The sequence below is a fragment of the Pseudomonas sp. Y24-6 genome, assembly GCF_020295325.1.
GTDB lineage: Bacteria > Pseudomonadota > Gammaproteobacteria > Pseudomonadales > Pseudomonadaceae > Aquipseudomonas > Aquipseudomonas gregormendelii.
In genome coordinates this window covers 68,913-85,869 of sequence record NZ_JACBXG010000014.1, presented here as the reverse complement: position 1 = coordinate 85,869, position 16,957 = coordinate 68,913, and the positions used below count along the sequence as shown (strand labels likewise).

Annotated in this window: 24 protein-coding genes; all 24 read right to left on the bottom strand. The window is 60.1% G+C overall.

Annotated elements, in window-relative coordinates:
* Window positions 1-2: 2 nt before the first annotated feature.
* The 24 genes from HYI44_RS23750 to HYI44_RS23640 all read right to left on the bottom strand — a co-directional run bounded on the left by HYI44_RS23750 (window position 3) and on the right by HYI44_RS23640 (window position 16,924).
* The gene (locus HYI44_RS23750) at window positions 3-212 is read right to left on the bottom strand and encodes a hypothetical protein (protein WP_225570672.1); all 210 of its coding nucleotides are present in this window, start codon (window positions 210-212) and stop codon (window positions 3-5) included.
* Window positions 212-994 (bottom strand): phage tail protein, encoded by a 783-nt coding sequence (locus HYI44_RS23745; protein ID WP_225570671.1) that lies wholly within the window; start codon window positions 992-994, stop codon window positions 212-214. The genes HYI44_RS23750 and HYI44_RS23745 overlap by 1 nt, the downstream gene beginning before the upstream one ends.
* Window positions 994-1,653, bottom strand: a complete 660-nt coding sequence (locus tag HYI44_RS23740; protein ID WP_225570670.1) for a DUF2612 domain-containing protein — start codon at window positions 1,651-1,653, stop codon at window positions 994-996. Before HYI44_RS23740 ends, HYI44_RS23745 begins: the two co-directional genes overlap by 1 nt.
* Entirely contained in the window at window positions 1,650-2,909 is a 1,260-nt protein-coding gene (locus HYI44_RS23735) for a baseplate J/gp47 family protein (RefSeq protein ID WP_225570669.1), read from the bottom strand. The genes HYI44_RS23740 and HYI44_RS23735 overlap by 4 nt, the downstream gene beginning before the upstream one ends.
* Entirely contained in the window at window positions 2,909-3,274 is a 366-nt protein-coding gene (locus HYI44_RS23730; RefSeq protein WP_225570668.1) for a hypothetical protein, read from the bottom strand. The genes HYI44_RS23735 and HYI44_RS23730 overlap by 1 nt, the downstream gene beginning before the upstream one ends.
* Window positions 3,271-3,948, bottom strand: coding sequence for a Gp138 family membrane-puncturing spike protein (locus tag HYI44_RS23725; RefSeq protein WP_225570667.1), 678 nt, complete (start codon window positions 3,946-3,948; stop codon window positions 3,271-3,273). The genes HYI44_RS23730 and HYI44_RS23725 overlap by 4 nt, the downstream gene beginning before the upstream one ends.
* Entirely contained in the window at window positions 3,945-4,808 is an 864-nt protein-coding gene (locus tag HYI44_RS23720) for a baseplate hub protein (RefSeq protein ID WP_225570666.1), read from the bottom strand. Before HYI44_RS23720 ends, HYI44_RS23725 begins: the two co-directional genes overlap by 4 nt.
* 61 nt (window positions 4,809-4,869) lie before the next feature.
* Window positions 4,870-5,175, bottom strand: coding sequence for a phage baseplate plug protein (locus tag HYI44_RS23715; protein WP_225570665.1), 306 nt, complete (start codon window positions 5,173-5,175; stop codon window positions 4,870-4,872).
* The gene (locus HYI44_RS23710; RefSeq protein WP_225570664.1) at window positions 5,172-5,792 is read right to left on the bottom strand and encodes a phage baseplate protein; all 621 of its coding nucleotides are present in this window, start codon (window positions 5,790-5,792) and stop codon (window positions 5,172-5,174) included. Before HYI44_RS23710 ends, HYI44_RS23715 begins: the two co-directional genes overlap by 4 nt.
* Window positions 5,789-7,549 carry a phage tail tip lysozyme gene (locus HYI44_RS29455; RefSeq protein ID WP_225570663.1) on the bottom strand — a complete coding sequence of 587 codons (1,761 nt, stop codon included), beginning with the start codon at window positions 7,547-7,549 and terminating at the stop codon, window positions 5,789-5,791. The genes HYI44_RS23710 and HYI44_RS29455 overlap by 4 nt, the downstream gene beginning before the upstream one ends.
* Window positions 7,550-7,590: 41 nt before the next feature.
* On the bottom strand, window positions 7,591-7,725 hold the full coding sequence (locus HYI44_RS29325) for a hypothetical protein (RefSeq protein ID WP_263868940.1): 135 nt from the start codon (window positions 7,723-7,725) through the stop codon (window positions 7,591-7,593).
* Window positions 7,726-7,775: 50 nt separating this feature from the next.
* The gene (locus tag HYI44_RS23700; RefSeq protein WP_225570662.1) at window positions 7,776-8,222 is read right to left on the bottom strand and encodes a phage tail assembly chaperone; all 447 of its coding nucleotides are present in this window, start codon (window positions 8,220-8,222) and stop codon (window positions 7,776-7,778) included.
* Window positions 8,219-8,623 carry a hypothetical protein gene (locus tag HYI44_RS23695; protein ID WP_225570661.1) on the bottom strand — a complete coding sequence of 135 codons (405 nt, stop codon included), beginning with the start codon at window positions 8,621-8,623 and terminating at the stop codon, window positions 8,219-8,221. Before HYI44_RS23695 ends, HYI44_RS23700 begins: the two co-directional genes overlap by 4 nt.
* 13 nt (window positions 8,624-8,636) lie before the next feature.
* The gene (locus HYI44_RS23690; RefSeq protein WP_225570660.1) at window positions 8,637-9,767 is read right to left on the bottom strand and encodes a DUF3383 family protein; all 1,131 of its coding nucleotides are present in this window, start codon (window positions 9,765-9,767) and stop codon (window positions 8,637-8,639) included.
* Window positions 9,751-10,308 (bottom strand): LIC_12616 family protein, encoded by a 558-nt coding sequence (locus tag HYI44_RS23685; protein ID WP_225570659.1) that lies wholly within the window; start codon window positions 10,306-10,308, stop codon window positions 9,751-9,753. Before HYI44_RS23685 ends, HYI44_RS23690 begins: the two co-directional genes overlap by 17 nt.
* On the bottom strand, window positions 10,301-10,708 hold the full coding sequence (locus tag HYI44_RS23680; protein ID WP_225570658.1) for a hypothetical protein: 408 nt from the start codon (window positions 10,706-10,708) through the stop codon (window positions 10,301-10,303). The genes HYI44_RS23685 and HYI44_RS23680 overlap by 8 nt, the downstream gene beginning before the upstream one ends.
* A gap of 11 nt (window positions 10,709-10,719) precedes the next feature.
* Complete coding sequence (locus tag HYI44_RS23675; protein ID WP_225570657.1) at window positions 10,720-11,217, bottom strand: hypothetical protein; 498 nt, start codon at window positions 11,215-11,217, stop codon at window positions 10,720-10,722.
* Window positions 11,214-11,651: a DUF4054 domain-containing protein gene (locus HYI44_RS23670; RefSeq protein WP_225570656.1), complete on the bottom strand. Its 438-nt coding sequence runs from the start codon at window positions 11,649-11,651 to the stop codon at window positions 11,214-11,216. Before HYI44_RS23670 ends, HYI44_RS23675 begins: the two co-directional genes overlap by 4 nt.
* Before the next feature lie 52 nt (window positions 11,652-11,703).
* Window positions 11,704-12,042 (bottom strand): hypothetical protein, encoded by a 339-nt coding sequence (locus HYI44_RS23665; RefSeq protein ID WP_225570655.1) that lies wholly within the window; start codon window positions 12,040-12,042, stop codon window positions 11,704-11,706.
* Window positions 12,043-12,051: 9 nt separating this feature from the next.
* Window positions 12,052-13,029 carry a major capsid family protein gene (locus HYI44_RS23660; protein WP_225570654.1) on the bottom strand — a complete coding sequence of 326 codons (978 nt, stop codon included), beginning with the start codon at window positions 13,027-13,029 and terminating at the stop codon, window positions 12,052-12,054.
* Between the two features lie 10 nt (window positions 13,030-13,039).
* Entirely contained in the window at window positions 13,040-13,549 is a 510-nt protein-coding gene (locus HYI44_RS23655) for a hypothetical protein (RefSeq protein WP_225570653.1), read from the bottom strand.
* Entirely contained in the window at window positions 13,549-14,652 is a 1,104-nt protein-coding gene (locus HYI44_RS23650) for a DUF2213 domain-containing protein (protein ID WP_225570652.1), read from the bottom strand. The genes HYI44_RS23655 and HYI44_RS23650 overlap by 1 nt, the downstream gene beginning before the upstream one ends.
* Before the next feature lie 3 nt (window positions 14,653-14,655).
* A complete protein-coding gene (locus HYI44_RS23645; RefSeq protein ID WP_225570651.1) occupies window positions 14,656-15,510 on the bottom strand; it encodes a phage head morphogenesis protein in 855 nt (284 codons plus the stop codon).
* Window positions 15,511-15,517: 7 nt separating this feature from the next.
* Window positions 15,518-16,924 carry a DUF1073 domain-containing protein gene (locus HYI44_RS23640; protein ID WP_225570650.1) on the bottom strand — a complete coding sequence of 469 codons (1,407 nt, stop codon included), beginning with the start codon at window positions 16,922-16,924 and terminating at the stop codon, window positions 15,518-15,520.
* Window positions 16,925-16,957: the final 33 nt, after the last annotated feature.

Sequence of the window (16,957 nt, the reverse complement as noted above, 5' to 3'; positions counted from 1 at the left end):
ACCTAATGGTTGATTAGTTTCCACTTGTAGCCGACCCACTGGGGCCGCTTGCCGCCTGTGATAGTCGGCGGCTTCATTTCTACGCAGCCGGCCGGGATCAGCCAGTTGCCGATGTTTTGCGGATCGGGGTCTGCCGCCGCCTCTCCCACGTAGAACCCTTGGCCATCCGTCTGGTAGACAAGGTGCTGACCGGGCTGAAGTTGAATACCCATTAGTATTTAATCCAGTAGTTGGCTGTCTTGTTTCGGGGTCTTGTTTCAGTCCCACCGGTAGGCAGAGTGCTTCCCATAAGATCTATAGAGAACAGGCTTGCTGGGCCCGTGCCCCTGTCGGTGTCATCGACTCGCAGTGGAACCCCGGCATGGTCATGCTGCTGTATCTCGAAGTTCTGAAAGCTGCCAAAAACACGTCCTGGGTCAGCTCCGCGACCATCATCAAAACCGCGGATAAACTCGCCACGAGTATCAGGCAGGCGAAACTGAAGACTGGTTTCCCCGCCGATGTTGTGGGCTGTACCAATGGCCGCGAACAATCTCTGATAGGAGGCGCGCAGCAGGATCGCCCCGTTGCACTTCAGCCATCCAGCAGGAGGGGTGTTGTTGTGCCATACCAGCTTTCCATCGCCAGGCTCATGCCCGGTGAAGAATGAAGGACCGCAGTAGCGCCAGAACCCAGTCGTGGAGGCCGGGTTATTCCCGCTATTCCCTGCGACGAGGCTCTCGTAGTAGTTGCCGTCGGAGGCATAAGCGGGAGCGCCCAATCCATACACGGCCTGGGCGTGCCAGGCCATGACCCCATTGCGCTCGACGCCTTGCAGCGCAGAGTCAACTCGGTTATGCCACCAGTTTTCATGGCCGGCAGGTGGCGCATCCTTGTCTTGTCCGCCTTCCCAGCCAGATAGCAGGCGGGCATCGTTTGGCGCCTGGAAGCTGTTCAAACTGCTCTCGGACTCGACGCCCTGAGCCCAGCGCGTATTAAAAGGCTGTCTCGCCATTAGGCTAAATCTCCAGGAAGAGTCACGTTTGCGTATTCGTAGATGTGCGATGACGAAAACTCAATGTCACCGATGTTCACTGGAAGGATGAAGATCTCGCCGATGCGTGTTCCTTGCGGGCGCGGTATCAGGTCGAAATTCTCAATCAGGTAAAGCGTGGTGTTGTCGAGTGGCGAGGCGATGCCGATATCGAAAGACTTGTCGCCATTGCAAATCAACGCCGTCACCTTCACGCCGATGATGATTTCCACCAGCTGGATGATGCTGTCGGCCGTGCCGTCGCTGATGTTGCGGGCGATCTTGGCCTTGACCAGCTTTCGGTACAGGTCGTTGTTCAGCGGAGCGTCAACCGCCTCGCCATCGCCGATGTAGGGTGCGACGTTGTAATTCGTGTAGCTGTCGTTTCCTGCGTACCCGAAAACATCAAACTCTGAGGCGCGCAGAATGGGGCGACGCACTCCGACGATGCGCCCGATGATGTCGAGCAGCTCGCCGGTCACATTGTCCACGTCATAGCTGCCGTAGAGCTGATCCAGTGGACCTTCCAGATACTGGTTGGCGATCTCTGGCGTTATGGTCAGCCAGCGCACCATGCGCTGCTTGTCTCGGTACTCGTTGATGATCCGCGACTTTGCGCGTTCGACGTGATCCATAATCATGGGGTCACCGTGACCGCGATGTTGTCGGTATCAAAGGTGGCGATCTGGGCGATGGTCGGCTGGATTGGCGTCAGGCCTTGTGCGCCGGCGCTCAGGCCGATTGTCAGGGACGTGACGTAACTGTCGCCGTACTTGCCAAGGATCTTGTTCACCGGCGTGTACAGGCGGCCCGCGACGACCTTCTCGCCGATGTCATACCCGCCCTTGTTGAAGCCGGTAGTGGTCTCACCGTTGAACAGGCGGCGCGTCGAGTCGGCGACGATGGCGGCCTTTAGCTGCGCGTAGATGTCGCTCGGCAGATCGCCTTCCTGCTGAATGGCCATGCTCACGAAGATCGGCAGGCCGGTAGCCCGCTGGAAGGTGACAGTGTCCTTGTTGCCAGTGACTGGCGAGGTGACCTCAACCTTGACGCCGCTCGCGCCTGGCGCATCAACCCATGTCGCCGTCTTTGCGCTGTACCGCGGAAACATTGGAGTGCCCGGGTTGTGCTTCTGATAGATGGCCAGGCCGATATCAGCATCAGTCCCGCCGTTTACGATGACGGCGATGCCGGTATAGGGCACGCCGTCAGCATCGAATGGGGAGTCGCTGCTGTTCTCCAGCACATTCACGTCGGTAACGCCTGGCACGCTGGCAATGTTGGCCAGCATGTTGTCTCGCATGTTGCTGCCGGCGCGGGCTACTGAGTCATTGCGGCGCTTGCGGAAGTCCTCATCGCGCTCGGCGTCTTCGCCGGCGGCGGCCTCGCCATTGGTGACGGCAGACCAGCCACCGAACGGCGTGCCGATCTTGGTCAGTTCGCCGGGACCGGCCAGGACGCGGCCGGGTGTGGTGCAGATGGCAAACCCTGTACCGGTCTGCCCTACGCCAATCACGATCACGGAGGTGGTCAGCCATACGGTGTTGTCGATACGGCTGCGGATCTGGGAGCCTGAAGGGATGGCTGTGCCGGCCTGACCGATCACTTCGACAGGCGCGACAGAGTAGGTCGCATCCCGGATCGGCACGCCAGAGATCTTGCCAATGTCGCGCAAGGCCTCGCCAGTGGCGCTGTCCGGGTCTTTGCTGCGATAGGCCCCTACAACAGCCTCATCCAGATTTGCCAGAAGCTCGGAGTCGATGCCGATGCGCTGGCCGTCCGGTGAGTCGGCATCGAGGTTCCAGTCGGGATCGATCGCCAGTGTTCTTGTCTTGATGTCGCCGAGGTACTCGCTTAGCGAGCGCCCGTTGATGCCTTGTTCGGTGATTTCAGCCATTAGATAACCGCCTGCACATAATTGATATCGGCGCTTTCGCCTGAGCTGCTGACGATTGAGGCGCTCACCGTGAGCTCTCGCTTAGCGATGTCCGTGGTCACGCTGAAGGCCGTCATGCCTGCGCAGCCTGGGGTTAGAAGGATTCGGCGGCGGATCACCGACTCGCGGGAGGCCAGGGGTGAGCCCTTGCCGAGCACGCTGCCAAACCAGTCGGTACCGTCCGTGGTGTCGAGGAACCATTCGCCCAGGAAGAACTTGAGGCGGGTTACCACGTTCTGCGCGACTTCCTCGGCGGTGTAGCCGGTCAGGAATTCCTGCGGGCCCAGGGCCAGGTCGCCGCCTGCGTCCAGTTTTCGTACCGTCATGGGTTCACCGGTCCTGATATGTCGTCGCCCATCTCCACGCCGATGTGTCCGTGCTCCAGGCCAATGCTGACGCCCTGGTTGTGGATGGTGGTCATGGTGGTGACAGCCTGTTCGAAGTTGGCAGGCTGTTCAAAGTTGGCCGAGCACTTGACGTTGAGCGACACACCGTCGATCTCGAGCGTCTTGTCGTCGTGAATCCAGAAGTAGGCCGTGCCGTCGTTGCTGCGCAGGCGGATGCCGTCGTTAGCGAAGTTGGTGATCGCGCCAGGGATCGACCGGATGCCCGGTATGAAGTAGCAATCGTTGACCGAGAAGCGCCGAATCTCTGACTTGACGGCCACGCCACCCTGGTCAACCCAAGAGTCGATGCACTCCTGAGAGAAGAACAGAGCGCCCTCTGTGCCAGCGCCTACCCGGCACTCCAGCGTTCCACCCGAGGCGCCCCAGAACTGCACAGGGACGCAGATGATTGGGCGGCGCGCTTCTTGGTTGTCCAGGTGATCCTCTAGCATCAGTCCGATCTGGACTTCAGCCATTTGGGTAACCGGATCAAAGCTCAGCACATGCCCGGGAACGCTGGTGCGCATGTTGTCTTTCAGGTACTCGCCGAATATTCCACGCAGCATCTTGGAGAACTGCGCCTGTGTTCTTGAGGCGAGCGGATCACTACTCATCGGGTAGCCCTTTCGGAAATTCCAGCCTGTGCCGCCGCACTGAGGCGTAGGCAGCTGATTTGGGTTTCCCACTGATCACCGTGGGAGTCCCCGGCGAAGACCAGCGAGTTGACCTTGTAGTAGCCCTCGCCAACAGTGCGCGGGATGTCGTAGAAGAACGCCCCTGAGAACTCGAAGCGCGGCGCCATCGACTCGAGCTTGATGGTGTCGCCCAGCTTCAGCTTGGGGTTCAGGATGTAGCGAATGCCGACCTCGGTGTCGGTCACCACCGGCGATCCGATCATTCCGGTGCCGGCGCTGATCACGTAGACCTGGTTGTCCAGGGCAGCATCGCGCTTGATGATCTTCATGGCGCCGTTCTCGACCATCCAGTCGAAGGCAAAGGTCTCGGCCAGTTCGTTCATGCAGGCGGTCGGACTGCCCTGCAGGACAGTGCCGCGAGACCTCCGCTTGAGTTCCGAGAAGTCGCCGTAGAACTGGATCTCCGCACCGAATGGCTCAGCGCATGCCTCGATGATCTGAACCGGATCTGTCTCGGGCGAAAGCGTGAGGTTGATCAGGTTCTGATCGCGCTCCTTGGCCGAGGACTTGCAGAAAAAGCGAATGCCCTTGGTCGCGCCGTCGTCTTCCAGGTGGCGCTGCACGTTGACGATCTGCCCAACGAACACGGATCCGAAGAGGTTGTCGTAACCGGCCTCGAGCGAAATGAACTCGTATTTCTTGGTGGCGCCATCGCCGAGCATCTGCCGCTCGGCATAGGGCGACACGTTGAAGATGGTGATTTCGGCCACGCTTAGGGCGCCACCGGCGAAGTGGGTCGCCTGGAAGGTGATGCGAAGCCCGTCACCGCTAGTATTCATTTCGTAGATCCGCGACCCAGTTGCGCGCCCAACCTTTAGGCGGTAGCGCCGCAGAAATATTTCATTGCTCATCGGACCACACCAATTGGTTAGTGACCCCCAGGTTCTCCGGGGTAGGTTGATCCCCCTCGAGCGTCAGGGAGCCGTAACTAATTCTTGGCGGCGGATACAGGCCGGCGAGCAGGTCTGAGCCCGGGAGCAGGGAGCGCCCCGCTGTCAGCGTTACGCCCAGAGGGGTCAGGATGTTCACGCGGAACACCTCAAGCCGGGACATCCATTGCAACTCAATGACCAGCGTGTTTGTGCCCAGTCGCGCGCTAAACGTCTGCGCGGGCAGCGCCTGGACGGCTACCTTGAATCGGCTCATTGGATAACCTCGACGGCCGCATCGCCGGTGCTGATCATTGGCGCGCCCTGTGTGGACACGCGGTCGTTCTGCATAAGCTGCTCTGCAGAGGTGACGCCCTGGGCTACCTGTGATCGGATAACGCGCACCTGATAAAGCTCGGCGACGAAAACCAGACCATCCTCGTTTTCAGGAACGGTTCCCTCGTAAAGGTCGACCAGCACCATGTCGCGCATGATCTCTTTGCCGGTATCCAGGTCGAACTTGGCGCGGGATTCGAGCAGTGCGCTCAGCGATGCCCAGGCGGTCGATGCTCGGGTTTCGTTTCCGCCCGATAGCAGGTAGGCCGATACGGCGCTGATTGCAGCACCACCGATGCCACCGACTGCCGTAGCGATTGCGCCGGCACCCATCATGCCGATGTCGCTCAACCCAAGGCCGAGAGGGCTATTCGAGACAGCCCCGGTCAACAGGTAGCGATTCGGCAGCAGGATGGCGTGATCATTTACAGGCGCGCCGAACTCAATCGGAAAGCGGGTGAGTTGGACCGACTTATTGGTCTTGCCTTCAAGCTTGGCGTCGAATTCCAGCGGGCCGATTTTCGGAAGATTTTTGGCGAATATGCTCATCAGGCTCATTTTTCGGGGCTCCTGAAGTCCTGCATGGTCTGCTCGGTCAAGCCGCTCATTTGTTCGTTGATGATCTGCTTGACCTTGCCGACATCGGCTCCGTGAATGTGGAACTGGCGATTGTCGGTGTACGCTGGCTGGCTAGAAGCAGCACCGCTGCCGGGCGAAGGCGTGACCGAATCCTGCGCGGCGGGCTGAACGACTGAGTTCGCCGTGTGCTCGCGGGGAGCCTCGCGCTGAACTTTGCTCGAGGAGCCGGGCTCGTCATAAGCCGGCTCTTGGGTCTTGCTCTTAGCTGAGTCGATTTCACCGCCGAACAACTGGTCGGGCTTTGGAGGTGCGACCCCGTAAGATCTGGCCCGCTCGCCGCGCCGATCAGCTTCGCCCTCCTTGTCAGCGGGGCGCTCGTATTCGCGAGACACGATCGCCGCTGCGTCGTAGGCGTTATCGGCCATCTTGAGCTTGCCGCCGGCAGTCTTCTCGTTGCCTCGGGTAAGTTCGTGGTTGATGAACTCAAGCTGCTCGGCCCCGGTGGACTTGCGGATTTCCTTGCCGTACTTCTTGGCAAATTCGGCCTGCCGGTCTGGATGCCACTGCGCCAAGCCATAAGCCTGGCCGCCGTCACCCTCTGCGTCCGCCTTGAACCCGCTCTCCTGCTCCAGGTTGGCTGCCAGCCCTTCTGCCTGCTCGCGGGTCCAGCCTTTCTGCATGAAGAAGTCCACGGTTGCGCCGACCGCCTCACCGCCGCCCTTCTTCAGGCGGTTGTTCAGCAGTTCGGTGTCTTCGCCCTCGTTGAGCTTGCTCGAGTAGAGCAGCGCCGCAACGCTGCCGCCGGCCACTGTCAGCATGGACGCGCCGCCAGCCGCTGCCGCTCCAGCCGCTCCAGCTCCCGCCCCAGCTCCGCCCAGGCCAACGATGGCTCGTAGAGAGGCGAGACCCTTGAGCGCAGCACTGCCGCCCAGCAAGGCCATGGCAATGGCGACCAGCTCGATGTTGTCTGCCAGTTCGCCGAAGAACTCTTTCAGGCCCGAGTCGATAAGATCCTTGTTGTCGCGGTAGAAGGCGACGAAGTCCTCAGCCATGTCGGCAAAGGCCGGGGCCAGCTCGCCAGCAATGGTGTTGCCGATATCAGTGAAGACAAGGTCGAGCTCACTGGACGCTTTGGTCAATCGTGCCGCATCGTCAATCTGCTGCTGAGTCATGATCCCGAGCTTGCCGCGCACGTCGAGTTGCTTTTGGGCTTCCTCGCTGCCTTTCATCAGCAGACGCACGGTTGATTCGCTTAGGCCCAGGGCGTTACCCGCCAGGCGCTGATTGAGCGGTGACATGGTTTCGAACTGCTTAGCGATGTTGGTCAACGCCTCGGCAGTGTCCTGCGCACCAATGATGACGTCAGGATCAAGACCCAGCTTGGCCACGTCGCCAAACCACCCGGTATTGCCGGTAATAGGTGAGGCCATCAGGTCTTGAAGCTTGGTCATGTCGGCGAATGCATCCGCCGCATTGCCGCCCTGGGCCTTTATCGCCTGGCCGAGCATCTGCACGTTTTGCGTGCTCATCCCGGTCAGCTTGTTGAAATTGTCGAGCTCGGTGCCGGCGTTTTTGAAATCGGAGACCACTTTGTCGATTGCAAGCTTGCTGGCCAGTACCGCGCCGAGCTGCAGGGCCGATTTGGTAATGCCGCTGAACGCATTCTCGCCAGCCTCGAAGGACTTTTTGTCAACATTCAAGCCCAGCGCAATTAGAAACGATTCGAGCACCTTCACAGGCCGGCTCCTTGAAAACAAAAAGCCCCGCGATTGCAGGGCTATTTAGGGCGAGTTGATTCGGCCAGCTGGCGGGCATAGATCATTTCATCCATGACCAGGTTCGCTCGCTTGACCCAGCCGAGCGAATGGGTGCCGTCGGTGAGGTCTTTGTAGGTGCAAAGTGGCGGGCACATGCCGGGGATCCCGACACATGGACGCCACAGCTCCCAGTCGACCGCCGGGTTTAGGCGGACTCCTGACTCGTATCCGCCGCCTCGGCTGAAGCGGTAGATTTCTGGAAGAGGGTCAGGAGTCCGGAAAAATCCTCGTAGACGTTCCCGAGCGCCATCACCACCAGGGTGAAGTAGGTCTTCAGTCGGCCAGAGAAGTCTTCCATGGTCAGCGGCGCGGAGCTGCCTTCCTTGAACAGCTTGCCCAGCATGGAGTCGCAGACGAAGTTGAAGTCGTCTTCAGGCATGCGAGACAACATGGTGCCGACGATGCCGCCCGCTACCACGAAGGACGACGCCGCGCCGACTTCAGCCAGGGCCAGGCCCCGGATCATTGGCTCTACGCCGTACTTCCCCAGCCTGAACAGCACGGCGCGCTGCTTCTCGGCACTGGGCATGGCGAAGCGATACGTCACGCCGTCATGCTCGATCGATCGAATATGGGCTTCGGCCTGATTCATTGCGCGAGACCTGCGTTGAATTCGAAGACGAAGGTCGCGTCATTCATGCCGGGACCGCCGCGCGCCATCGACTTGCCGCGAGTGCCAACCCCCTCGGCGAAGACCGCACCCTCAAGGCCAGAGATCGAGGCGTACGAACCGGAAACTTCGGTGCCAGCATTGACCATCGCCTGCAAGCCGATCGCCTGAGGACTGCCCGGCATCAGGTTCAGCGTGAGTCGCTGACCTGGATTCTTGCGGGTGAACTTGACGGCATTGCCGCCGAGACCACGACTCAACACCGACTTGTCATCGATAGGCTCGATGGTGAAGGGCGGATCGGTACGGCCCCAGTCGTCAATGACGCCGACGCCGGTGATTACCACGATGGTGTTTTCTACAGAAAGATCGGAAAGTGCCATTGGTCAGCGCCTCTTATTCTACGTTGGCCGTCAGGTCGACGGTGTGGATGGCGCCTGCACGGAAGATCCGCATGCTGATCGGGGCCGCCCCGCGAGCAGCGCGCTCGGCATCGGAGATCAGCAGGATGTCTTCGGCCTTGGTCAGGATCTCGTAGCCACGGCTCAGCTTCTCTTCGCCGGTCTCGTCGTCCAGGTAAAGACGCTCGCCCAGGTAGCCGTTGCCGATGAACTTCTCTCCGATCTGCGCGGCGGCATCGATCAGGATCTGCTGGCCGGCAGGAGTCTGGCGCAGCTTGGTGGGCACCTTGGTCAGCGCGTTGTAAAGCGCGATGGTCATGAAGTTCGTGAATGCGTCCAGGTTGAACACGTCGTCGATGAATTCGCCGAATGTCGACGTAGTCTTCGAGTTGATGATCCGGCCATTGTCCCGCTCGCCACCAGTCTCAACTACGGTGTAGAACACCGCCCCCTTAGCCTTCATGGCGCCGTATGCAGTAGGAGTCAGGTTTTCAGCGTCGATGCCTGGGAGCTTTTTGTATTCACCAGTGATGGTCGAGTTGGCCGCGTTGAAGTTGACGCGGCTGAACACTGCGGCAATCTCGAAGCCTTCATACAGCTCGGTCGCATGGCTGGCCACGAACAGGCGACGCGAGCCCTGGGTCAAAGCCTTGCTGACGATGTCGGTGGTGACAGCTGGGTCGCGGACGGTTGCCTGGTTGGTGGTGTACGCGAAGAACTTGCCAGCAGCGTCGCCGGTGGCGGCCAAGGCCAGCACATCAGTATCTACAGCGCGGATCGAAGTCTCGAACTCGAACCAGTAGAACCAGATGCCTTTGTTGATCGCGTCATTCAGCGACTCGACCGGGCTGTCTTCTTCGACGCGGAGGTAAATGCGCAAGGTCTTCGGCTTCGGCACTGCCGAGAACCAGGCCAGCGCCGCCGCGTAAGGGTCAGAGGCGATATCGAAATCCTCCGCCACTTGCGGGGCCGAGCCGTAGTCGCGATAGCTGCCCTCAACAAATGCCACGTCGCTCGACGAGTCGAAGTCAGCAAACACCATGCCCGCGCCGAAATTGGAGGTCCCGAGCCCGGCTGAGTTGATCAGCGTGGAAATGTTGATGATGCTTTCAGCTGGATAAGCCATTTACTTCCCCTTGCGCAATGGCGCCAGTTTGTTCGGTTTGCGCGGAGAACCCCACGCGATAGATCCGCTGGATGCGGTCTTCGGCGACGGATTCGCCATTCAGGTACAAGGTGATTTGGGCTCGCTCCTCCATCGCAGCCTGATATAGGCCGGTCAGGTTGTTGATCGGAGACGTGCGGGACCAGCCGAGCTTTGCGGTGCGCAATAGGGCCTTGATCGGCTCGCGCTTGTTCGCCTCGCACATGGCTGAGGCATAACCCATCGCGCCAGCCCGGTAGAAGTTGATGCTGAATCCGATGGTGAACTGGGTGGCCACCTTGGCGATGATGTCCATGTATTGCGGGTCATCCTCGGCGACGACGCTGCGCTGCGAGTTGAGCGCCTGGCCGAACTGGGCGGGGCTATCAATCCGCACGGCGCAGTAGCTGCCAGCGGGAGCGCCGACGCCCGGGTCACCAATGATGATCTTGTTGGCTGGCAGGCCTGTCGCAGCCATGACGATCTTGCACACAGCCTTGGATAGCGCAGTTGCATCAAGCATCGGTTCGCGCCTCCAGTTTGGCGATCTCAGCCGGGTCCAGCTTGGCCACGACAGCGCGGCAGAAGTTGTGCCAAGGCCTGAAGTCGGTCGCTATGGACTTCCACCAGGTCGGCGCCTTATCGGGCGTCTCAGCGAATACCAGGATGTCCGCGAGGTGGCCGGGTACCGAAACCTCGATGCCCTTGCCGTCATTGCGGTGAATCACCCTGACGTCGTTGATGCGCTCTGCACCGATCTGCAGGAACTCGATCTCCTTGTCGCTGACCGGCTGCACGTTGGCGTTGAAGCTGTCGGTGTAGCTCAAAGTCAGAGCCGGTTCGAAGTCGATGATCTCGCTGGTGTAGCGATTCAGGACCACTCCCGAGTGCGTGACGAATGGGCCGGAGACGTGGCCTCGCATGTTCAGCCCCATCACAGACCCTCTTCGATTGGTTCCGAGCCGTCGTCGATGACGTAGCGGATAGACTGGCGAAATGCGCCGGTGTCGATCAGTGGATTGTCAGAACCTTTCCTCGCGATCGTCGCGGCTGCGTTCGGCGGGCTGTCGATGTCCGTGATCTCTTGCTTGATATGCCCCTCGGCAAGCTGCCCCATCTGCTCCAGCAGCATGAGCATGGTCATTTCGCCGGATAAAACCTTGGGGATCATCACCTCAGCAAGCCGCTGATACTGCGGAGCGCCTTTCTCGATGGCAGGCTGTAGCGTTGGGCGCGCCGGAATCTTTCCGTCGGCGGATCCGAAGTTGTTCACTGCGGCTATTGTTGCCAGGGTCACGCCGTCTTCGTAGTTGCCGGCCCCCTTGGGAACGCCCGCAAGCACACGCGCATCGCTTCCCAGACGCTTGGCCAGCTCTTTCAGCGCTTCCTCGACCTGCTGCTTGCCGATGAGGCTAACGGTCGGGGAAATCATACGCAGATGGCTCCCATGGCAGCCCGCGAGCGTAGGTGCAGGTACTCAAGTCCGTATGGAGTCAGGGCCAGGGATGCTTCCCACACCGTCAGATTGGCGTTAGCCGCCGGGATGGCGTAGGACACCGACTCGTCACGTACAGACTTGCTGGACTGTGCGTAGGGGGTCGATGCGCTGCCATCAGCACCAGTGGCGTCAGATGTAGCCTTGTTCCAAGTCAGGTAGTGCGCCGCCAGGGCGAACCAGCCTCGCTGGAAGAATGAATAGGGCTTGTAGTCGCCCCAGTGCGCGCAGCCACCAAACTCGCCGCGAGCGATGTACAGCGCCTTCGTGATCTTGGTGTCAGACCAGGCGGCACTGTCGGAAAATTCTTCGTAGAACGCTCGGAAGTCAGCAATGATCGCCGGCGTCACTTCAATTGTCAGTTCAGCCACGGTTGCAACCTCCAGAAAACAACAGCCCCGCACTGGGCGGGGCTGCTGGGTTTCACTCAGCCTTTGGGATCTTGGCCTTCAGCGCTTCGTTTTCAGTCTGAAGCGACTCGACCTTGGCGCTCACTTCGAACAGCTGGGCGCGCAGGGTTTCGTTCTCCGCCTCCAGCTCTTCAGCCTTGCGCGAGCCGGCCTCGCTCAGCACCGGCGAGCCGGATACCAGAACGCCGTGCTCCTCCCAGAACGAGCCTTCAACGAACTCAGCCTGTTCCGGGGAGGTTTGTGCACCGGGGGCGACCGAGCTGCCATCACCCAGAATTACCGGGTTCTGGCTGGTGTTGGTCCAGACGTCCGCCGAAGCGGAATCGCCTGCCTTGCTTTGTTTGCGAGCCATGCGACCCCCTTAGATACCGTCGACGTACAGGTGGGACATCGGAACGCGCAGCTCGGTACCGGCAGTGCGCACGACACCAGCTGCTTCGAAGCGCAGACCACCATGCGACGGGATCGGCGCATTGAGGGTGAACGGCATCGGCAGGTGGAACTTGGCGAACTGGGCGTTCTTGGTGTAGACCATCATGCGATTGCCGCCGCCAGCACCGGCAGTGGCCGCCTGCAGGATTGGCTCAATCTTGATGTTCAGCACACGCTCCAGGTAGCTGATCAGAGTTTCCGCAGTGTTCGGGATACGGAAGGTGGTCAGCAGGCCGTATTCGACCAGCGGCAGCAAGATGTGCGTCGGGCGGAAAATCGAGTTGGTCTGAGTTGCGTAAACACGCAGGATCGCGTTGTTCAGCAGCGTCAGGATCTCGTTCGCCGCTGTTTCACCGCCGGCCGCCAGGATCGCTGCGATGGTCTTGTTCGCGCCACCCAGCAGAGTGCCGGTAGCAACAACAGGAACACCTGGGTACTTCAGCAGGCCGCCAGTGGTCAGCGAAGGCCAGCGAGCGTCACCGACGAATGCCACGCGATCCAACCATTGCTCGGTCAGGGTGCGGGTCGCGATTGGCTTCTCGGCCAGGTAGTTGATCGCGCCGCCGAAGCCCTGGCTATTCGCCATTTCCTGAGCCTTGCCAACTTCGATCTGGGTGTAGGTGTAGCCCAGGCCAGCCTGAACCACGTCCACACCGCCGACCTTGGATGCAATCTCGGCCAGAGGGAAGTCGTGGGACACGTCACCGATCGGAGCCGGTTCGCCCTTGTAGTCGAGCACCTTGAAGGCGATCGATTCGACGTAGTCCGGGGCGGAAGTGTCCACGGTCAGGATCGAAGGGTATTTGATTTCTGGGTACGGCTGGCGCAGCACCTCTTGCTCCACATAGGTCAACTGACCGATGAGGAAGCCCAGCTGAGCCTGCGCGGAGGCGTCGAAAGTCTTCATTCGTCGATCCTTAAGTGGTAATGGTGGTGGCGACGTCGGACTTGACCTGTACCAGCGCCAATTCACCAGCCGCGGCGGTGGTCTTGAATACGCAACCCGGCAGCAGGTGGTTGCCTGCGGTGGCGGCGTTGGTCAGCTCGCCGGTCAGCGGCACGGCGTAGACCTGCGCGCCCTTGGTGGCGCCGCCCAGGGTCTTGACCCAGATGCGACCGGTGCTGACTTGGCTCACCTCTTCGTTGACGCGATAGGCGCCGACCACGTTGCCGCTGTCGGAGACTTGACCGGTCAGGAAGCTGCCGCTCACACCAACAGGCTTGCGCACCGAGATGCCGAGGAAGAAACCGGCGCCGGCGGCAGGCAGCTGGCTCTGCTTGTCGACTGCGGCAGACATGACTGCCCGACCGAATGGAATGACGACCGAGGCGACGGAAGTGGTGACATCCGCCATGCTCAGGTCATTGATCTGGCCTTCGTAGGCCTTGCCGGCGTACTGGCCGAAGGTATCAATTGCAGTGCCCATTACTTGCCACCTCGCAGGAATGTGTTGTAGGCGTCGGTACCGTCCTGCGTTGGCTTCAGGCCGCGAGCTGCAGCGTCCTTGGCGAACTGAGTCAGGCTGTCATTGACTTTCGACTTGTCGTCGTCCTCGTCCTCGCCTTTCTCGTCTGCTTCATCAGCAGCGGCGTCGAAGGCAGCCAGGACGTAGGCTTCGGACTTGCCGGCCCAGTCGCGGGTTGGCTTGAGCTGAGCCATCGCGGCACGCTTGATCTCCAGAGGAGATACCAGGCCTTTGGCGTCGAAGGACTTAACGACCTTGGATGCCAGAGCGATGGTGTCTAGGGTGGCCTTGACCTTCACGCCGATGGCGGCGTCAGAGGTCGACTTGGCCGAATCGTCCAGCTTGTCGCTCAGCTCGTCAGCCTTTGCTTCGGCCTCGTCTGCGCGCTTTGCTGCGTCTTCCGCCAGGTCTTCCAGTGCGGAAATAGCCTCTTCGACTACCGAAGCGGCCTCTTCGTCAAGGATGATGGAGCGGCTTTTCTTGGAGTCTAAAAAGACTTTCCGTTGTGCCATTGGTACACCTTTCGGTTTGTGGTCAAAAATGCGGGCGATCTTTCCTGCCCGCGCTGCTTCAACAACCGCGTTGTGGTTGATCTGGATGTCGCGCTGCTCGTATTCGTACGCTGTGCCGTCCGGGGCGATGCCCGGGGCTTCGACGTACTCGGCCAGGTAGCCGGGGGAGAGCTCAGACTTGCCGGACTGGATGGCATCGATTGCCGACTGGTCCTTGATGATCATGTCGACGATCAAGTTGTCGCCGTCGCGCTCAACGCCACGAACATGGCCAACCGAGACATCCTTGAACGTGGTCGAGTCGACCAGGTCTTCCGGGTGGTCATTGGTCACGTCTTTGTCGAGGTAGGTCGCCATGGATTCGGGCGAGAACACCTCCTCAGGGGAGCGGTAGACGTTGACGATCCGTGGTGGACCCGGGAGCTCCAGTTCCGTCGAGACGTACTGATAAACCCCGGTCCGCGCCGCAACCCCTTTCACACAAAGGAAACCCTCAGGCGTGATCGTGCGCGACGTAGGCTTGAAGGCCTCGTCGATGGTCATTCTTTTCATGGGTTACCCGTTCTTGTCGGGGAAATAGTTCACGCCAGGGATCATGGGTAGCCCGACGCATCGGCAGAGAACGTGGTGCTTTCCTGGGTGCAGTCCGGTTTTACCGCCCCAGCTCGCACCGTCGGCAATCTTGTAGACGCCCGGCCCATAACCGATGTCTTGCCGGGCGATACCCCAGCAGCTGATCTTGGCGTTGGGGTATTTGCCTCCCGGGTTGCCGCTGACACGCTGGTCGGCAGCATCGACAGCCTTGTAGAACACAAGGCCGGCGGCTGTTTGTCGTTGCCGGGTCAGGTCTGAGTTGAGCTGTGACACCTGGTCACGCGCGATGAGCTTGGCTCGCCGGGCACTGGCGCCAGTCTCTTCCTGTATCTGCTTGGCAATGGTGGTAGGCGCAAGGCCATCCTTCATGCCGCCCAAGACAATCGTCTCGACCTTGCTGAAGTACTCGGCAGGGATGGACTTGATCAGGTTGACGTTTTCAGCGGTGGAGGCCTCCAGATAGTCGACCATACCCTTGGGCTTGGTGATCAGCTGGAAGTCGACACCTACTGCGTTGTTGATCGAGTCGCGGAAGTCTTCGGCGTTGTCGGCCTCAGCACGACTGATGGTCGTTGCGGCAACCCGCTGGATCTGCGCCTCGAACAGTGGTGACGTGAAGCGCTGGGACACGCTGCGGATCGATCTGAGCATCTGATCAGTCCAGCTGCCATCGAGCGTTACGCGACTGTCTGCGATGTAGTCAGGCTTGAGGCGCTTAAGCTCAGGCTCCAGTGACGCGATCAGCTCGGAAGCCATCGCCCTGACCAGTGCACGCAGCTGACCGAGGTAGTAGCGCTCGGCCGCCCTGCTGGGCATCACTGGCTTAGGTGCTTTCGGTTTTTTCCGGCGTTTTTCCAGAAGCGTCTGGTTTGTCGTCGTCAGTGTTGCCAAGGGAGAAGCCGGGGAGGTCTTCGCCGTCGTCGCCAAGGCCATTGTCTTCGTCCTTCTCTAGCTGCTCTTGAGCCGCGATCTGCTCGTCGGTGATGGCGTAGGTGCCTTTACCTTGAGCGCGTCGCATGGCATGGCTTGGGCGGATCACGCGGGACTCAATGTTCATCGCGTCAGCTTGGGCATCAGCGAGGTCTTCCTGAGCTTGCTCATTGCCCGAAGGCAGCGACAGAGGATTCCACTCGAACTCGATGCCTTCCGGATACGTGCCCAGTGCCGAGCGGATCAGCACTTGGTCGAGCATCTCAAGGTCGAGGCGCATTTGGCCGTCCTGCTTACCCTTGATGGTGCCGTGATAGGTCTTCAGGTCGCCTTCACCGGTAGAGCTGAGGCCTGCTGCTGATTGGCCCCAAAGCTCGGTCACCGGCATTTCAGCGGCGCCCGCCGTCCACACCATGAACTGTTCCATGATCTGGCTGAGGCCGCTGAAGCTGATGCTCTTGCGGTCGTATTCCTCGTTGTCTGCATCAAGCAGGCCGAGGTTCACGATCGACTTCATCATGCCGAACATTCGGTAGCGATTGGTGATCTGGTCACATTGAGCGCTGGCCAGGGCCGATTGCAGGCCTTTGACGCTGATCGTATCGACGTTGGCTTCCAGCACCAGGGAGGCAATACCGCCCTTGGTGGCCACCACATCGCGCAGGTCAGACATGCAGCGACGTAGGCGACTGTCACCCCAGCCCTGCTCAAACATGCGCATGCGGCGCGGCAGGCGAGCACCAGTGCGGCGAATGATGTGGGTGTAGTGAATCGGCTGAGTGCCGTTGACCATCATGTAGCTGTTTGGCTGCATCCAGTTCGGTTCGAGCGGGTCGGTCAGGTTGAATTCAAGCGGCTGAATGTCCCAGCGATCGAGGACGACCAGATTCTTCAAACCGCCCTTTTTTATCTTGTCCAGTTCGAGCGGCTTGCTCAGGTCCTGCCCGGTCACCATCAGCAGTGCTGCGCCACCGTACAGGTCAGCCCAGCAGCAGGTGTCGAGGTAGTGTTGCTGTACACCCAGGCGGCGCTCTTCTGATTCGATCTGCTTGGACTGCTTTCCGCTGAACTTGCGCCATTCACGCAGCGCGTCTTCGTTCGGCTTGTCCACGATCCGGCGGGCGATCCAGTTGGACTGATAGGCCGACTCCAGTTCTACCTGATTCACGAACTCGAAGCCGAATGAGTTGTGCGAGCGCTTGTCTCGATTGGTGCCTATGTTGGCTACCAGGTTCGAAAGACTATCGACCGAGACAACTTTTCCATCTTGGACTTGAATTCGTGGTTTTGACTCGGTCATGTTTGGGCCCTATTCCGCGCCACGTTTTCGTGA

Bases quoted from the DNA above. Each gene is read 5' to 3' on its own strand.
- HYI44_RS23715 (WP_225570665.1), bottom strand. From the start codon at position 5,175: ATGAGCCGATTCAAGGTAGCCGTCCAGGCGCTGCCCGCGCAGACGTTT.
- HYI44_RS23675 (WP_225570657.1), bottom strand. From the start codon at position 11,217: ATGATTTCCCCGACCGTTAGCCTCATCGGCAAGCAGCAGGTCGAGGAA.
- HYI44_RS23655 (WP_225570653.1), bottom strand. From the start codon at position 13,549: ATGGGCACTGCAATTGATACCTTCGGCCAGTACGCCGGCAAGGCCTAC.
- HYI44_RS23660 (WP_225570654.1), bottom strand. From the start codon at position 13,029: ATGAAGACTTTCGACGCCTCCGCGCAGGCTCAGCTGGGCTTCCTCATC.
- HYI44_RS23640 (WP_225570650.1), bottom strand. From the start codon at position 16,924: ATGACCGAGTCAAAACCACGAATTCAAGTCCAAGATGGAAAAGTTGTC.
- HYI44_RS23735 (WP_225570669.1), bottom strand. From the start codon at position 2,909: ATGGCTGAAATCACCGAACAAGGCATCAACGGGCGCTCGCTAAGCGAG.
- HYI44_RS23695 (WP_225570661.1), bottom strand. From the start codon at position 8,623: ATGGCACTTTCCGATCTTTCTGTAGAAAACACCATCGTGGTAATCACC.
- HYI44_RS23745 (WP_225570671.1), bottom strand. From the start codon at position 994: ATGGCGAGACAGCCTTTTAATACGCGCTGGGCTCAGGGCGTCGAGTCC.
- HYI44_RS23700 (WP_225570662.1), bottom strand. From the start codon at position 8,222: ATGAATCAGGCCGAAGCCCATATTCGATCGATCGAGCATGACGGCGTG.
- HYI44_RS23740 (WP_225570670.1), bottom strand. From the start codon at position 1,653: ATGATTATGGATCACGTCGAACGCGCAAAGTCGCGGATCATCAACGAG.
- HYI44_RS23645 (WP_225570651.1), bottom strand. From the start codon at position 15,510: ATGCCCAGCAGGGCGGCCGAGCGCTACTACCTCGGTCAGCTGCGTGCA.
- HYI44_RS23690 (WP_225570660.1), bottom strand. From the start codon at position 9,767: ATGGCTTATCCAGCTGAAAGCATCATCAACATTTCCACGCTGATCAAC.
- HYI44_RS23665 (WP_225570655.1), bottom strand. From the start codon at position 12,042: ATGGCTCGCAAACAAAGCAAGGCAGGCGATTCCGCTTCGGCGGACGTC.
- HYI44_RS23650 (WP_225570652.1), bottom strand. From the start codon at position 14,652: ATGAAAAGAATGACCATCGACGAGGCCTTCAAGCCTACGTCGCGCACG.
- HYI44_RS23680 (WP_225570658.1), bottom strand. From the start codon at position 10,708: ATGCGAGGCCACGTCTCCGGCCCATTCGTCACGCACTCGGGAGTGGTC.
- HYI44_RS23710 (WP_225570664.1), bottom strand. From the start codon at position 5,792: ATGAGCCTGATGAGCATATTCGCCAAAAATCTTCCGAAAATCGGCCCG.
- HYI44_RS29325 (WP_263868940.1), bottom strand. From the start codon at position 7,725: ATGTGCCCGCCACTTTGCACCTACAAAGACCTCACCGACGGCACCCAT.
- HYI44_RS23685 (WP_225570659.1), bottom strand. From the start codon at position 10,308: ATGCTTGATGCAACTGCGCTATCCAAGGCTGTGTGCAAGATCGTCATG.
- HYI44_RS23725 (WP_225570667.1), bottom strand. From the start codon at position 3,948: ATGAGTAGTGATCCGCTCGCCTCAAGAACACAGGCGCAGTTCTCCAAG.
- HYI44_RS23750 (WP_225570672.1), bottom strand. From the start codon at position 212: ATGGGTATTCAACTTCAGCCCGGTCAGCACCTTGTCTACCAGACGGAT.
- HYI44_RS23720 (WP_225570666.1), bottom strand. From the start codon at position 4,808: ATGAATACTAGCGGTGACGGGCTTCGCATCACCTTCCAGGCGACCCAC.
- HYI44_RS23730 (WP_225570668.1), bottom strand. From the start codon at position 3,274: ATGACGGTACGAAAACTGGACGCAGGCGGCGACCTGGCCCTGGGCCCG.